This window comes from Lentibacter algarum (assembly GCF_018860975.1).
Lineage (GTDB): Bacteria > Pseudomonadota > Alphaproteobacteria > Rhodobacterales > Rhodobacteraceae > Lentibacter > Lentibacter algarum_A.
This window is the reverse complement of sequence record NZ_JAHKQI010000010.1, coordinates 280,740-295,551: the sequence shown is the minus strand read 5'-3', so window position 1 is coordinate 295,551 and position 14,812 is coordinate 280,740. Positions and strand designations below refer to the sequence as shown.

Genomic DNA, 14,812 nt, shown 5'->3' with positions numbered 1-14,812 from the left:
TAGTGGGAGAGAAAAATGGCTTTGCTTGATACGATAGATCCAACCGGACTTGACGAATTCTCGGTTGTCTTCACCGATCGCTCGCTCAACCACATGAGCGCAGCCTTTCAAACGGTGATGAAAGACATTTCGGGTATGCTCAAAGACGTATACAAAGCCGATGCCGTGGCGCTTGTGCCAGGTGGCGGCACCTACGCGATGGAGGCGGTTGCTCGCCAGTTTGGCGCCGGTGCGCACGCGCTTGTCGTGCGCAATGGCTGGTTCTCCTACCGCTGGAGCCAGATTTTTGACGCCGGAAACTTCGCCGACAAAGTGGATGTTTTCAAAGCCCGACAAACTGGCAACGGTTTACAGACCCCCTTTGCTCCAGCACCTATTGAAGAGGTGACAACCGCAATCCGAGAAGCCAAACCCGACGTTGTTTTTGCGCCCCATGTAGAAACCTCGGCTGGACTCATTTTGCCTGAGGGCTATGTAACAGCCTTGGCGAAAGCAGCGCATGAAGTCGGTGCGCTCATGGTGCTCGACTGCATCGCTTCGGGCTGTGCTTGGGTTGATATGAAGGCAACCGGTGTTGATGTTCTGATTTCGGCACCCCAAAAAGGCTGGTCGGCCTCGCCCTCGGCCGGTTTGGTGATGATGTCAGAGCGCGCGCTTGAGCGGCTTGAGAAAACCTCCTCGGACAGTTTCGCTATAGACCTTAAAAAGTGGCACGACATGATGAAAGCCTATGAAAACGGCGGGCATGCCTATCACGCAACCATGCCAACTGATGCTTTGCGCGCCTTTCGTGACACAATGCTCGAAACTCGCGACTACGGGTTTGACAAACTGCGCGATGCGCAATGGGCCTTGGGGGACGGCGTGCGGGCGATGTTGGCAGAAAAAGGCGTTAGCTCGGTCGCAGCCGAGGGCTTTGGTGCCCCCGGCGTGGTGGTTAGCTATACATCTGACCCAGAAGTGCAGAACGGCAAAAAGTTCGCCGCGCTCGGCATGCAGATCGCTGCGGGTGTGCCTCTGGCTTGCGACGAGCCCGAAGGTTTCATGACCTTCCGGTTGGGCCTATTTGGCCTCGACAAGCTGTATGACGTTGACGCAACGATGACACGGCTCAAGACGGTGCTTGATCAAGTCCTTTAGCGTTTCATGCCGAGTCCAAGCTGCATCAGCGATTTGCGCAGAGGTGTGAGCCCGTGAATGGCGTTAAGCCCCAATGCGCGCAGGTCTCGCAGCGGTTGCGCCTGCGCCATTGATGCGCGGTTGAGCATGTCTATACCGGCGAGGCGTGCACGAATTTCTCCGTGACGCGCGCGGTGATATCTTTCAAGCATCTGACGACTTCCAAGCGCATCGGGCGCTGCTTTTGAAAGTTCTAGCAGACAACTCAGATCTCCGAGCGACATGTTTAACCCCTGCGCGCCGATGGGCGGAACAACATGCGCGGCCTCCGCAATAAGCGCTGTGCGCTCGCCAAATATCTGTTCAGCATACTGTGTGATGATCGGCCAAAGTGTGCGAGGGCTGGTCAGCGTGAGAGGGCCAAATAGCAGGCAGGACCGCGCATTCATGGCTTCAGTGAAGGCATCGGGCCTTAACGCGGTTAGGCGCTCGGCCTCAGCGCTACGCTCCATCCAGACGACAGCAGAGGCGGGTAAGCCGTTGGCATCTGGAAGCGGAACCAGCGTGAAAGGTCCGCCGGTGCGGTGAATTTCGGTTGAGACATTCTGATGAGGTGTTGGATGCGTAACTGTGAACGCCAAAGCCTTTTGCCCGTAACGCTTTGTTTTCACTCCAATTCCAAGTTGTGATCGCACAGTTGAAGAGCGTCCGTCAGCGCCAATAAGCAGCTTGGCCATTATTTGGGAACCATCGCTCAAGGTGATATGCGCGTGGTCTGTGCGTGTCAGAACGGCGTGCACGCCAACGCCCAATCGCAGATCAATGTTCGGCCGCGCGCCGATCTCGGCGAGGCATTCGCGACGCAAAAGCCAGTTCGGAAAGTTCCAGCCAAAAGGTTCTTCAGAGATATCGGCGGCGTTAAACTCTGTCTGAACTCTTGGCTGCGCATCGGCGCCACCCGCGTCAATAATCCGCATGGTTTGCAATGGCGCTGCAAAAGGTGCGAGCGATTCCCACAGCCCGGCTTCCATGAGCAGGGCCCGGGCGGGTTGCAAGAACGCTGTCGAGCGGGTGTCAGCTCCCTTTGCGCCTTGATCAGTGACAGGAACAGTGGGGTCGGCACAAATGACAGAAAACCCGAGTTTGCCAAACGAGATTGCAGCCAGCATCCCAGCGATACCGCCACCGGAGATGAAAATGTCGGCTGTTTCTGTTGGCATTCGTGGCCTCCTTTGTCGGCAAAATAGGGTGCCTTTAAGGGGAAGCCAAGGCGCGATCGTAGCCTGATACTGCGAGAAATCATCGCATCGATTGGGTCAATGCCCTATCAACGCAAGTTTCGGAGAAAGCCTGTTAAATCATCGGTGTGGAAATGTATGTGCTCTGCGAGCATGGGCTTTGGAGCTACAAGCACTGTCCTTAGGCCCATAGAATGCGGAACAGATAAGTTGCGCGGGTCATCTTCAAACATTGCTGACGTCTCAGGAAATACCGCGGCTTTGGTGAATACTTGCTCAAAGGCAGATTGTTGCGGCTTTGGGTGAAAGCTCGCATGTTCGACACCGTAAATGTCATCAAAAAGGCCCGCAAGCCCACGCGATTCAACAACTTTTTCGGCATATGGGGCCGAACCGTTGGTGTATATGATCTTCCGTCCAGGTAAGTTCTTGATCGCCGTGGAAAGCTCTGGATCACTTTTGAGTGGTTCAAAAGAAATGTCATGCACCTCAGCAAGATAGGGCTCAGGGTCAATGTCGTGGTGGTGCATCAGCCCGGCGAGTGTTGTGCCGTATTGGGCCCAATAGTTATGACGCATATGGTTCGCATCTTCGCGGGAAACGCCGATTTCACGCATCACAAACTCGATCATCTTCACTTCGATCTGATCGAAAAGCCGCATGTGCGGTGGATAGAGGGTGTTGTCGAGATCAAAGATCCAAGTGTCGACAGATTTGAAAGCAGTTTTCAACATTTGGCGAAGCTACGATTGTTTGTGTGACCATGCAACAGATGGTGGTTTGCTTTGGCGAGGCATGCGGGTAGTCTGAGTTGATAAATATAGCAGGGCCCGATGAACGACCAGAAAACCCAGAACAAAGATGCCTATAAACTGATCCTGGAAGCGATAGATCAAGGCGTATACAAGCCGGGGCACAGGCTGGTTGAAAACGAGCTTGCCGAGCGCTTTGGCGTGTCACGAACACCAATCCGTGAGGCGTTGCAACGTCTCGAAACGCAGTCTCTATTGGCTCGCGACGGGCGAAGCCTCATTGTCGCATCACTAGACCACAATCAGATGGCCGAACTCTACGCCGTGCGCACAGAACTCGAGGGCTTGGCCGCGCAATTAGCGGCGCGCCATGCGACAGACGAAGAGATGCGTGTGCTGCGAGATATGGTCGAGGAAGACAGGGCCTTGGTTGATAATCCGACGTTGCTTGCACAAGCCAACCGACGGTTTCACCGGCAGCTTCACCTTGCCTCCCACAATCGTTTTCTGGTGCAACAACTTAACCTTGTGCACCAGTCAATGGCGCTGATGGCGACAACATCACTTGCGGCTGAAGGGCGAAGCAGTAAGGCTCTTCGAGAACATGAGCAGATCGTCATTGCGATCGAACAGCGTGATGAAGAGGCCGCTAGAGAGTCGTTGAAAGAGCATATCTCCAAGGCGTTTATGACCCGTCTAAAGCTCGACGCCGGGAACCCGTCTATCTAGTTTCGTTGGTGCGGTGTCGCTGATCTCGACAGCTTGCTTCAAAGATATCCCGTGCTGGGTTTTGTCCCAGTAGAATGGTTTTAGAACGAGCTCATACAGTGCTTTGTAGGCGGCAATTGCGCCTAGGGGATAGTAAAAATGCATGGTTGGCACCCACATCAGCAAATGCTTGAGGTCTGGTCGTGCAACGGCCGTTGCGTTGATCAACGCGTTCAACACTTCAATCGCCAGAAATGACAGCCCTAAAAACAGAAGAATATCATGGCTGACAAATTGCTCCAGCGGGTGTGGTAGGCCAAAAATGACCAACCAAAAACTCCAGAGCACAGGAGCAAGGATAAACTGCGACAGAGCAGAAACGAAGTGTGCTTGAAAGCCGAGAAATTTCCATGTTCCCAACTGCTTCCAGAGAAGTAACGGGTGTCGCATGTGGACAAAATACGTCACGAGATAACCCTTCAACCACCTCGAACGCTGCCGGATCCAAGGCCAAATCCGGCAATTTGCTTCCTCGCCGGTTCTGGTTGATATGACGTCGGTGCGATACCCGTGGCGCGCAAGGCGAAAGCCCAAGTCAGCGTCTTCGGTGACGTTATGTGCATCCCATCCGCCCAATTCTTCTAATGCTCTTCGTTTGAAAAACAACGTTGTGCCGCCAAGTGGTATTGCTAAACCCAGCCGCGACATACCGGGAAGAATGAGTCGAAACCAAGCGGCGTATTCTATTGTAAAACAACGAGCTAGCCAGTTCTGCCTACTGTTGTAGTAATCTAGAATTCCTTGCAGACATACAAGATTTTCAGGGGCGCTGGCAAAATGTCGGGCAACAGTTTCAAGCTGATCGGGCGCCGGGGCATCTTCTGCATCCCAGATTCCGATGATGTCTCCGGCGCAAAAATCGAGTGCGTAGTTCATAGCGCGGGGTTTGGTTTTTGGAGAACCTTCGGGGACGACGACGATTTTCATCCAGTTTGGCAACTCACTTTTCCGCAATGCGTCACGCGTCATACTGTCAGTTTCTTCAACGGCAAGAACGACTTCGAGTTTTGCTTTCGGGTAAGTTAGTCGCGATAATCGTTTTAGCAACACGCTCGCAATTTCTCGTTCTTTGAAGAGCGGAACGAGCACGGATATTCTCGGCAAAGCATCGGGTGGGCATTCGGGCGGAAGTTGATCGGGCACCGTTGATTTTTCTGCCGCAAAAGCAAGCAATCGCATGACCGCGGAGACAACAAGCGTGGCCGTAGCCCAGAGTGCAAAGATCGCAAACACTTCCTTTGGAAATAGAACGATCATCGTAAGCAGACCGGCTAAGCCAACGATAGTAATGCCAAGCCGGCGCATACTGGTGTGCTTTTCCCAAGTTCGGCAGCTTTCATCTTCGGGAACACGAGACGATGCGCGTTCAGTCAGATATTGCCTGTGGTTTTGTATGATGTGAGTTTCGATCTGCGTTGGTAGTGCAAGTGCCAATTCGAATTGCACCGGAGGCAAGTGTAGGCTCGTGACAAATGCAGCAAAGTCGTCTGAGTTACTGGCAAGCAGCACGGTTCTACCGTTGACGATTCGCCAAGGGATTACTCTGTGCCGGAGCATCAATGCAGGATCGTAGTTTTGTCCCAAGTCCAGTTCAGGAGGGTCTTGGACTATGTCGACAAGAGGCAACTCAAGATAGCGCGCAAATGCCTCGGTCAATTGTGCTTCGGTAAGTATGCCTTCAGCTAATAAAACATCGCTCAAACGGCAATCAAGCTGGGAAGATTGTGCTTGTGCATAAAGCAATTGGCTCGCCGAAATACAGCCCGCGCGGAGGAGGTGGCGGGGGAAATTGTTGGGGCGGGTTGTGTCTTTTAGGGCAGTGCTAACCATTGGTTGTCAAACTCCAGAGCCATTTGGAGGTTAGACAAGTTTGGTTAACGTGCTGTTAAGCGAACCTTAACAGTGTGTTAAGGAGCCGAAAGGAAACCTTAACGCGCGGCCATGTCGGCCGCGAACTTTTGAAACAGGTAAAAACTGTCTTGCGGGCCGGGGCTTGCTTCGGGGTGGTGCTGCACAGAAAAGACCGGACGGTCTTGCATCGCGATGCCGCAATTGGACCCGTCAAACAGCGATACATGCGTCTCGACAACACCGTCAGGCAAGGTCTGCCCATCGACAGCAAACCCGTGGTTCATCGAGGTGATCTCAACCTTGCCGGTCTGCTTGTCTTTAACCGGATGGTTGGCGCCATGGTGACCGTGGTTCATCTTGACGGTTTTGCCGCCGAGTGCCAGCGCGAGCATTTGGTGACCAAGGCAAATTCCGAACACCGGCAAAGCCGTGGTGTCGAGAATTTCGCGGATCATCGGCACAGCGTATTCACCTGTTGCAGCCGGATCTCCGGGGCCGTTAGAGAGAAACACACCATCCGGTTCATGCGCCAGGATTTCCTCGGCTGTGGCCGTCGCCGGAAGCACCGTAACGTCGCAACCCGCTGAGGCCAGACAGCGCAGAATATTCCGCTTGGCGCCAAAATCGACCGCGACGACCTTGTGCTTGGGCGCGTCCTGAGTGCTGTAGCCCTCCGGCCATGCCCAACGCATTTCGTTCCAGCGATAGGACTGCGCACAGGTCACCTCTTTGGCGAGATCCATACCCTCAAGCCCGGCAAATGCCCGTGCCTTTGCAACCAGCGCTTCGATATCAAACTTGCCCTCGGGATCATGCGCCAAAGCGACATGCGGCGAGCCTTGCTGACGAATGAGGCGAGTCAGCCGGCGGGTGTCTATTCCGCCAATCGCAACACGACCCCGTGCCGCCAGCCATGATCCGAGTTTTTCTGTTGCGCGCCAGTTGCTTGGCTCGGTTGGATCCCACTTCACAACCATACCATCGGCAACCGGATCAGCGGTTTCATCGTCTTCGGCATTGACGCCGGTATTGCCAATATGAGGGAAGGTGAAGGTCACGATCTGCCCGGCATAGGAGGGGTCGGTCATGATCTCCTGATAGCCGGTCATCGCGGTGTTGAAACAAAGCTCGGCCACGCGCTGACCCGTGGCACCGAAGCCTATTCCGTAGAACACCGAGCCATCTGCGAGGGCTAGACATGCTGTCGGGTGCGTAGGGGTCTCCTGCGTCATAACGAGTCGCTCCGGCTGATAAATTTGTCGATAAGTATGCCCCTGTGCAGTTCGGGTCAAGGGGCGGTTCTGCGCTGTTGTCAGGGGCGTCAAGTTTCGTTAGTAAGGGCCACTTAACGCAAGTTTTATGGAATAGGCAGCACCCATGCGAGACACGATCAACAGCGCTTTGAAGCAAGCAATGCGAGACAAAGATGCAAGCCGGCTTTCAACTTTGCGGCTGATCAATGCTGCGATCAAAGACCGTGAGATTGCCGCGCGTGGCGAAGGCCGCGAGGAAAGCGTGAGCGAAGACGAGGTGCTCGCAATTCTGGGCAAGATGGTCAAGCAACGGCAGGAAAGCGCGCGCGCCTATGAAGAAGGCAACCGCCTTGATCTGGCCGAGCGCGAGCGTGCCGAGATCTTGATCATCGAAGAGTATTTGCCACGCCAGCTTGGCGAGGCCGAAGTGCAAAAAGTTGTTGCTGAGGCGATCGCCGAGACGGGTGCTGACAGCATCCGCGACATGGGCAAAGTCATGGGCGCGCTGAAAGCGAAATACACCGGCCAGATCGACTTCGGTGCTGTCGGCCCAATGGTTAAGGCTGCGCTGACTGGCGGCTGAGTTGTTAACACTCAGTAATCTTACATAACATTTCAAAAAGCCACCGTTCAGTCGTGTTAACGCGGCCGGGCCTGCAAATATGCCTGCACACTGCGTGCATATAGCAGTGCATACCACAGTGCATAATGCGTGCAGACAGTTTCAAAACCACGCTCTGGCCCAAAGTGGTAAAGGCAGCGAACGCCAAAACAATGAAGCGCGCAACGCGCGCTGCGCATAGATCGCGTTAACACCCTGTTGATACTTCCTTTCACTTGTACGGGCGCAGACCCCGAGAGTTTTAACAGCATCGCATTCAAGCACGGAATGCGACGCGGAAAGGATACTTATGAACAAGGCAATCACCGATGGAGTTCTCTTGATGCCGCCAGCCTTTGCGGGCGGGCTTGATGTTTGGTCAAGCCAAGACGGCCGACCCGGTCAGGACACATACGAGAACGAAGCGAACGCGGCCTTTGTGCCCGCCGATGCGGACTTTGGCGGCTGCCTTGAACTGGTGAAAACCGATGCCACACAAAGGCTGCGTTACATGGGCGAGACGCCGCTTTTGCCCGGCTGCTACATTCAAGTGCGCGCGCGTGTGAAGGCCGTGAGCGGGCCGCTTCCGAGCCTGCGCATTGCAGCTTGGGCTGGCGGCGCGGGTGACAACCATGTTGGCGGCCTTGTGGAGCAAGGGCCAGCGACAACCCTGACGGCCTACGGAGAGGTTGTTGAAATTACAGCGATTATCGGCGCAGGCGGGCGCGGCGGCGTTGATATGGTCTGGGGGGCTGACGCGCTTTATGCCCATATCGGCCTTGATATGACGGGCACCACAGGAGGTGTTGTGCGCATTGATGACATCGTGGTTGAAGACATTACCAGTGCTTTTGTGCGCGACATGCTGGCAATGGTTGATGTGCGCGATTACGGCGCTGTTGGCGACGGTATGACAGACGATTTGGCGGCCTTTGAAGCCGCAGACGCAGCGGCAAACGGGCGCGTTGTTCTGGTGTCAAAGGGCACATATTTCCTTGGCGACAGTATGACATTCGAGAGCCGTGTGCGCTTTGAGGGCACTGTCGAGATGGCGGACAGCCACATTTTTGCGCTGACCAAAGACTACAACCTGCCGATGTATATTGACGCCTTTGGAAACGAAGAGCTGGCGTTCAAGAAAGCGGTGCAGGCGCTGTTTGACAATGTCGATCACGAGAGCCTTGATATGGACGGGCGGCGCATTACGATCACCGAGCCGATTGATATGCGGGCGGTGTCAGGGCGCAGCGCTTATGCGACGCGGCGGCACATTCATAACGGCCAGTTTGACGTAAAAACCGGTGCTGCTTGGGACACAGATGTGTTCACTTCACAAGCGACGTATAGCCCGAGTGATGGCTTCAAGCTGACGGGGGTTACGAACGTTGCGAACATACCTGTTGGGGCGCTGCTTGAGGGCAATGGTGTTGGACGCGAGGTTTATGTGCGCGGCAAGAATGTTGCGGCACAGGAGCTCACCATTTCCAAGAAATTGTATGATGCCGACGGCACCCAGAACTTTACCTTCAGGCGGTTCAAGTATGTTCTGGATTTCAGCGGGATGGAAGACCTTGACCGGTTTTCTGTGAAGGATATCGAGTTTCGTTTGCAGGGCGAGGCGAGCGGTATTTGTCTGGCGACTGCGGGGCTTATTTTCTCGGTAGAGAACTGCTTTTTCACGGGGCCGAAAGACCGCGCTATCACCAGCCCCGGGGAGGGGTGTCAGGGCATGCAGATTGACCGCTGCCAGTTTTTGTCGGACGAAGGGCAGACGCCAAGTCAGGACAGGGTTTCGATTGCGCTGAACGCGAACGGCAATGACGTGAAGCTGCGCAACAACCGTGTGGTCAAGTTCCGGCACTTTGCGGTTTTGGGCGGGTCGGGCTCGATGATTGAGGGCAATCACTTTTTTCAGGGAGACGGGGAAAGCAACGGTTTGCGGCTGGCTGGCATTGTGTTGACGGGGACGAACTGCCGCGCGACGATTGATGGCAACTATATCGACAACTGCTTCATCGAGTGGACGAACGAGCATGACAATGATCCGGATTTTGCCTCGGAGTTTTCGTTTAGCCAGCTAAACCTGTCAGACAATATTTTCCTGTGTTCAAGTGTTGCCCCGTGGTTCAGCTTTATTGTGGTGAAGCCACACGGGAGCGGGCATTTCATCAACGGGATGAACGTTCAGGGCAACTTTTTTCGCACGATTGGCGGCTCGATTGACCGTGTCGAGAGGGTTGATACCAGCTTTGCGGGGTTTGATTTGAGCCGGATGCGAAATGTAAACTGGCGCGACAATATGTATAACTCGGTAGGTGTGGCGACGGTTAACCCGCTGGTAAAGACCCATGAGCAGGTGAGCAACAGCGACACCTGGGTTGTCGAGGGGGCGCCTCAGTTGCCGTTTGGCGGCTGGGTGCGCAAGGTTGAGGCCGTGGTTGCTGAGGGTGCCATCCGCAATTCGGCAAACGTGAAGCGCTATGAAATGCCATATGTCGAGCTAGCGCAGGGGGCAAACAACGACGAGGCGCATGTCAAATGGGCGCAGGCGGTGCGGGGCACTGTTGTGGTGACCATGCGGGTTGATAATCCGGTGTAGAGCCTTGGGAGCGCCTGCGAGTGCGGGCGCTCCTTGCTTTAGAACTTTCGCCAGACGCCAGCTTTGATGCCGTATTCACTCGGGCCGCGCAGGGATGAGGAAAAACCGAGCTCAAAGTGCATCTTTTGGCCGATGGGCATGGCAAATGACGGAGCGAGGCGCAAAAATCCCGGATCGCCGCGCTGTTTACCGGCTTGCAACTGCAACATCGACTTAAAACCGCGGCCGTGGTTAAGGCCAAACGTGAAGTCGAGTTTTACGTCGGTGTGGCCCTCGCCAAGATGATGCTCAAACAGCGTGTCCAGCGTAACCCAACCCTCGCCAAAGCGGTTTTTGATCCCGCGACCGTAGTTAAACCCAGGTCGAACCACCGTGTTTCCGGCGATGCGGCCAACGCCGATCTCGGCGGCAAACCTGTGCTTGTCGTTGATCACCCCGATGGGATAACTGATAAATATCAGCGCTTTAGAGCTTCCTGACACACCGTGGCCGACATCGCTTCCGAGGGTCAGCTTGTCGGTTAACCCATATTCAACAAAGCTGCCTGTATAGTAGCTGACAGGGCCTCCAAGCCCCGATGCAGTGACTTGAAAGCTGACCATAGCAAAACCGTTGCCTTTGCCGCGCGGCCAAGCGCCGGCGTGGGCTGTGCTGGCAATTGCCAGAAAGAGGAGGAGTGCGCGAAACATCATTATCGTTAATTCCGTGTTCACCATGATTACGAAGGGTGAAGGATTGGTTAACGCGGATCGGGGAGGGGAACTGTTGTGACAGAGACTCACCCTGCGGCTTTCGGGTTTGGCCGGATTGCAAGACAGACAAGCGCTGACCTAGTTTGGCAAAAAACACATGAGGTTAACCGATGCGCATTATGGCTTTGCTGACAGTTTTGACGGTTCTCACTGGCTGCGGAGTGCCGTTTGTCCCGTTTATTTGAACAGCTCCAACACGTCCTTACTGACTACCCCAGGCTAGCAGAAAACCTAGACTATTTCGGAGTTGGCGCGGCTTTGCTTGCAGGGGTTTACCTTCTGCTATTGTTGCGGCGTGGGCGTGGGCGCGGGGGCAAAACGGGCTTTCGGCGGGGCAAGAAGAACTATGTTGTTATTGACGGCTCCAACATTCTCTACTGGAAGGGCGAGAAGGTTAGTGAGGTGGCGCTCTATGCACTGCTGGTGAAACTAAAGTACAAAGGGCTAGTGCCTGTGGTGTGGTTTGACGCCAATGCGGGCTACCTGCTTGAAGGCCGCTATATGGGCCCAGACCACTTGGCGCGTAAGTTTGATCTGGCCTCAAAACAAGTGCATGTCGCGCCCAAGGGCATGCCCGCCGACCCGCTTTTGCTCGCGGGTGCCGCGAAGTTGAACTGCCAAGTCATCAGCAACGACCGCTTTCGCGATTGGCAAAGCAAACATCCGATCCTGCGAGAAGGCGGTCGGTTGGTGAAGGGCAGTTGGCGCGACGACAAGGTGGTGCTGCAAGGGTTGGTGGTGCGCGAAGCCGCGCATTGACGGGCCGAGGTGCGGCGATACACCGTTCAAATTGAGCACTTTATCTTAGCCAAATCCGTGTGCCCTCACGACATCGCATGACCTTGGCCAAATCGCCGTGCCGTGGGGCGGCCCAGTCACATTGCAGTATCTGCAATGTGACGCGATACGCGGCGGCCTGCGGCCTTGATTCCGCGTTGCAGCGGGTTGTCAACGGGAGAGTGGAAGCGACCTCTATAAGCTAAGCCCTTTTGCACGATCGACGGTCCAAACCCAGCAGTTCTTAAACTCATTTTCGCCTTCTGGGCAGCCAGTCTTGAATTCAGAAGATTCTGCGACCTTGTTGATGAATGGGCCCGAAAATCCAAACGGTTGCGCTGGTAAAGCCCAAACTTGGCTTTCAGAAAAATGATCTGTCTTTTTGCCGTCTGTATCATAAGACGTAACTTTGATGCGAACCCAAGTTACGACACGATTTGCCGATCTGTTTTCGAGACTTCCAGAAAAACTATCAAGATACCCGTACGATATCTTTGGTGACCCCCTGCCTGAGACTTCAAAGCTATTCATCTGCTTTTGGTGCTTAATCAAGCAGACAACTTTTTTTTCTGTAACATCTAGTAAGTTTCCCTCCAGTCGCTGAATACATGCATCTGCACCAGCAATAGTTCCGGAATTGAAAGTTTCGCGAAGGGCTTGGGAGGGCTTGCAGGCACTTACAAGTCCGACTGATATGAGAATAATGGTAAGCTTTTTCAAAATCTTAGTCCGAAATTTGGGGTGGCTTGGAAAGAATGATACTACTCAAATGAGAGTGTCAAGGCTTGGGCAGCTCACCGCCCCCGCCGCTTCACGTTCCCGCCGCGTTGGCCGGAGCGGCCTGCGGTTGAGCGGCCTCGGGGGGCTTTTTCGCTGGCGGCGGCGACGGCGCTTTGTCTTGCGAGCGGGTCATCGGCGATGGCCAAGTCGACGGCTTCCAGCCTTTGCACTTCGTCGCGCAGGCGGGCTGCTTCCTCAAATTCAAGGTTCTCGGCGGCTTTGCGCATGTCGCTGCGCAGGCCCTCGAGCACGGCTTTGAGGTTGCCGCCTTGCAGGGCAGGGTCGATCTTGGCGGTGACGCGGCTCATGTCGGTGTCGCCTTGATACAGGCCTGAGAGCACGTCATCGACGTTTTTCTTAACGGTTTCCGGCGTGATGCCATGCTCGACATTGTAGGCGTGTTGCTTGGCGCGGCGGCGGTCGGTTTCGCCCAAGGCGCGTTCCATGCTGCCGGTGATGCGGTCGGCATACATGATCACGCGGCCATCGGCGTTGCGCGCGGCGCGGCCGATGGTCTGGATGAGCGAGGTCTCTGAGCGCAAAAAACCTTCCTTGTCGGCATCAAGGATCGCAACCAACCCACATTCGGGAATGTCGAGGCCCTCGCGCAGCAGGTTGATGCCGATCAGCACATCAAAGGTGCCAAGGCGCAGATCACGCAGGATTTCGATGCGCTCAAGCGTGTCGATGTCGCTGTGCATATAGCGCACGCGCACGCCTTGCTCATGGAGGTATTCTGTCAGGTCTTCGGCCATGCGTTTTGTCAGTGTGGTGCAGAGCACGCGTTGGCCGTTGGCGGCGACTTTTTTGACCTCATCAAGCAGGTCGTCGACTTGGGTTTCGACGGGTCTGATTTCGACTTCCGGATCAAGCAAGCCCGTGGGGCGGATGACCTGCTCGGCGAAGACGCCGCCTGATTGCTCGAGTTCCCACTTTGAAGGCGTCGCCGAGACGAAGACAGACTGCGGGCGCATGGCGTCCCATTCCTCGAACTTGAGCGGGCGGTTGTCCATGCACGACGGCAGGCGAAAGCCGTGCTCGGACAGGGTAAATTTGCGGCGGTAGTCGCCCTTATACATGCCGCCGATCTGCGGCACCGAGACGTGGCTTTCGTCGGCAAAGACGATGGCGTTGTCGGGGATGAACTCGAACAGCGTGGGCGGTGGCTCGCCCGGAGCGCGGCCTGTGAGGTAGCGTGAGTAGTTTTCGATGCCGTTGCAAAAGCCCTGTGCTTCCATCATTTCGAGGTCAAAGTTCGTGCGCTGCTCAAGGCGCTGGGCTTCGAGGAGCTTGCCCTCGTTGGTGAACTGGTCGAGGCGGGTGCGCAGCTCGGCTTTGATCTTCTGGATCGCTTGCATGAGCGTCGGTTTGGGCGTCACGTAGTGCGAGTTGGCGTAGATGCGCACCTTATCCATGTTGCCGGCTTTCTCGCCGGTGAGCGGGTCAAATTCCTGAATGGATTCAAGTTCGTCCCCAAAGAAGCTAAGGCTCCAGGCGCGGTCTTCAAGGTGGGCGGGCCAGACTTCCAGGCTGTCGCCGCGCACACGAAAGCTGCCGCGCTGGAAAGCGGCGTCATTGCGTTTGTATTGCTGCGCGACGAGGTCTTGCATGATGGAGCGTTGGTCGTATTCCTTGCCGGTTTCCAAGTCTTGTGTCATCGCGCCATAGGTTTCAACCGAGCCGATGCCATAGATGCAAGAGACAGATGCGACGATGATCACGTCGTCGCGTTCCAGCAAGGCCCGCGTGGCGGAGTGGCGCATACGGTCGATCTGTTCGTTGATCTGGCTTTCTTTCTCGATGAACGTGTCAGAGCGCGCGACATAGGCCTCGGGCTGATAGTAGTCGTAAAAGCTGACAAAATACTCGACGGCGTTGTCAGGAAAGAAGCCTTTCATCTCGCCATAAAGCTGTGCTGCGAGTGTTTTGTTGGGGGCGAGGATGATCGCAGGGCGTTGGGTTTCCTCGATCAGCTTGGCCATTGTGAAGGTCTTGCCCGTGCCCGTGGCGCCCAGCAACACTTGGTTTTGCTCGCCCTCAAGGATGCCCTCTTTGAGCTCGGCAATCGCTGTTGGCTGGTCGCCTGCGGGGGTGAAGGGCGTGTGCATAACGATGCGTTTGCCGCCTTCGAGCTTTTCGCGCTCACGCACGTCGCCCTTGGGCGCGTTCATCAGGGCAGGGGATGTGTCGGTATGGGCGTGGGGCATGGGGCGCTCGCGTCTGGCTTGGGCTGATAAGGTGAGGTTTTTGGCAGCGGAATGCAAGGGCGGGAAGGCCTCATTGCTGACAGGATTTGACAGTATAGAAAAGATGGTCAACCGC

At 55.4% G+C, this 14,812-nt stretch carries 12 protein-coding genes; 5 read left to right on the top strand and 7 right to left on the bottom strand.

Features of this window, described 5'->3' with window-relative positions; genetic code table 11:
• The first annotated feature begins 15 nt into the window (after positions 1-15).
• On the top strand, positions 16-1,140 hold the full coding sequence (locus tag KO498_RS16720; RefSeq protein ID WP_215961058.1) for an aminotransferase class V-fold PLP-dependent enzyme: 1,125 nt from the start codon (positions 16-18) through the stop codon (positions 1,138-1,140).
• On the opposite strand, the gene KO498_RS16715 is transcribed toward KO498_RS16720, so the two are convergent.
• Entirely contained in the window at positions 1,137-2,339 is a 1,203-nt protein-coding gene (locus KO498_RS16715) for a UbiH/UbiF family hydroxylase (RefSeq protein WP_215961057.1), read from the bottom strand. The genes KO498_RS16720 and KO498_RS16715 overlap by 4 nt on opposite strands.
• A gap of 107 nt (positions 2,340-2,446) precedes the next feature.
• On the bottom strand, positions 2,447-3,091 hold the full coding sequence (locus KO498_RS16710; protein ID WP_215961056.1) for a pyrimidine 5'-nucleotidase: 645 nt from the start codon (positions 3,089-3,091) through the stop codon (positions 2,447-2,449).
• A gap of 99 nt (positions 3,092-3,190) precedes the next feature.
• On the opposite strand from KO498_RS16710, the gene KO498_RS16705 reads away from it, so the two are divergent.
• Positions 3,191-3,838 (top strand): GntR family transcriptional regulator, encoded by a 648-nt coding sequence (locus KO498_RS16705; RefSeq protein ID WP_215961055.1) that lies wholly within the window; start codon positions 3,191-3,193, stop codon positions 3,836-3,838.
• Here the strand turns inward: KO498_RS16705 and KO498_RS16700 are convergent.
• Complete coding sequence (locus KO498_RS16700; RefSeq protein WP_252731514.1) at positions 3,806-5,620, bottom strand: glycosyltransferase family 2 protein; 1,815 nt, start codon at positions 5,618-5,620, stop codon at positions 3,806-3,808. The genes KO498_RS16705 and KO498_RS16700 overlap by 33 nt on opposite strands.
• Positions 5,621-5,805: 185 nt before the next feature.
• On the bottom strand, positions 5,806-6,960 hold the full coding sequence (gene carA, locus KO498_RS16695; protein WP_215961053.1) for a glutamine-hydrolyzing carbamoyl-phosphate synthase small subunit: 1,155 nt from the start codon (positions 6,958-6,960) through the stop codon (positions 5,806-5,808).
• A gap of 145 nt (positions 6,961-7,105) precedes the next feature.
• Between carA and KO498_RS16690 the strand changes: the two genes are divergently transcribed.
• Together KO498_RS16690 and KO498_RS16685 are read left to right on the top strand one after the other, a co-directional pair.
• Complete coding sequence (locus tag KO498_RS16690; RefSeq protein WP_215961052.1) at positions 7,106-7,564, top strand: GatB/YqeY domain-containing protein; 459 nt, start codon at positions 7,106-7,108, stop codon at positions 7,562-7,564.
• Between the two features lie 328 nt (positions 7,565-7,892).
• Positions 7,893-10,181, top strand: coding sequence for a glycosyl hydrolase family 28-related protein (locus KO498_RS16685; protein WP_215961051.1), 2,289 nt, complete (start codon positions 7,893-7,895; stop codon positions 10,179-10,181).
• A gap of 38 nt (positions 10,182-10,219) precedes the next feature.
• On the opposite strand, the gene KO498_RS16680 is transcribed toward KO498_RS16685, so the two are convergent.
• Positions 10,220-10,873: a hypothetical protein gene (locus KO498_RS16680; protein ID WP_215961050.1), complete on the bottom strand. Its 654-nt coding sequence runs from the start codon at positions 10,871-10,873 to the stop codon at positions 10,220-10,222.
• A gap of 228 nt (positions 10,874-11,101) precedes the next feature.
• Here KO498_RS16680 and KO498_RS16675 point away from each other — a divergent pair, with 228 nt between their 5' ends.
• Positions 11,102-11,692: an NYN domain-containing protein gene (locus KO498_RS16675; protein WP_215961049.1), complete on the top strand. Its 591-nt coding sequence runs from the start codon at positions 11,102-11,104 to the stop codon at positions 11,690-11,692.
• A 213-nt stretch (positions 11,693-11,905) separates the two neighbouring features.
• On the opposite strand, the gene KO498_RS16670 is transcribed toward KO498_RS16675, so the two are convergent.
• Both KO498_RS16670 and uvrB read right to left on the bottom strand, forming a co-directional pair.
• The gene (locus KO498_RS16670) at positions 11,906-12,430 is read right to left on the bottom strand and encodes a hypothetical protein (RefSeq protein WP_215961048.1); all 525 of its coding nucleotides are present in this window, start codon (positions 12,428-12,430) and stop codon (positions 11,906-11,908) included.
• Between the two features lie 74 nt (positions 12,431-12,504).
• Complete coding sequence (gene uvrB, locus KO498_RS16665; protein WP_215961047.1) at positions 12,505-14,697, bottom strand: excinuclease ABC subunit UvrB; 2,193 nt, start codon at positions 14,695-14,697, stop codon at positions 12,505-12,507.
• Positions 14,698-14,812 lie beyond the last annotated feature (115 nt).

Excerpts from the sequence above, each read along its gene's own strand:
- KO498_RS16720 (WP_215961058.1), top strand. The coding sequence starts at position 16 with ATGGCTTTGCTTGATACGATAGATCCAACCGGACTTGACGAATTCTCG.
- KO498_RS16715 (WP_215961057.1), bottom strand. The coding sequence starts at position 2,339 with ATGCCAACAGAAACAGCCGACATTTTCATCTCCGGTGGCGGTATCGCT.
- KO498_RS16710 (WP_215961056.1), bottom strand. The coding sequence starts at position 3,091 with ATGTTGAAAACTGCTTTCAAATCTGTCGACACTTGGATCTTTGATCTC.
- KO498_RS16705 (WP_215961055.1), top strand. The coding sequence starts at position 3,191 with ATGAACGACCAGAAAACCCAGAACAAAGATGCCTATAAACTGATCCTG.
- carA (WP_215961053.1), bottom strand. The coding sequence starts at position 6,960 with ATGACGCAGGAGACCCCTACGCACCCGACAGCATGTCTAGCCCTCGCA.
- KO498_RS16690 (WP_215961052.1), top strand. The coding sequence starts at position 7,106 with ATGCGAGACACGATCAACAGCGCTTTGAAGCAAGCAATGCGAGACAAA.
- KO498_RS16685 (WP_215961051.1), top strand. The coding sequence starts at position 7,893 with ATGAACAAGGCAATCACCGATGGAGTTCTCTTGATGCCGCCAGCCTTT.
- KO498_RS16680 (WP_215961050.1), bottom strand. The coding sequence starts at position 10,873 with ATGATGTTTCGCGCACTCCTCCTCTTTCTGGCAATTGCCAGCACAGCC.
- uvrB (WP_215961047.1), bottom strand. The coding sequence starts at position 14,697 with ATGCCCCACGCCCATACCGACACATCCCCTGCCCTGATGAACGCGCCC.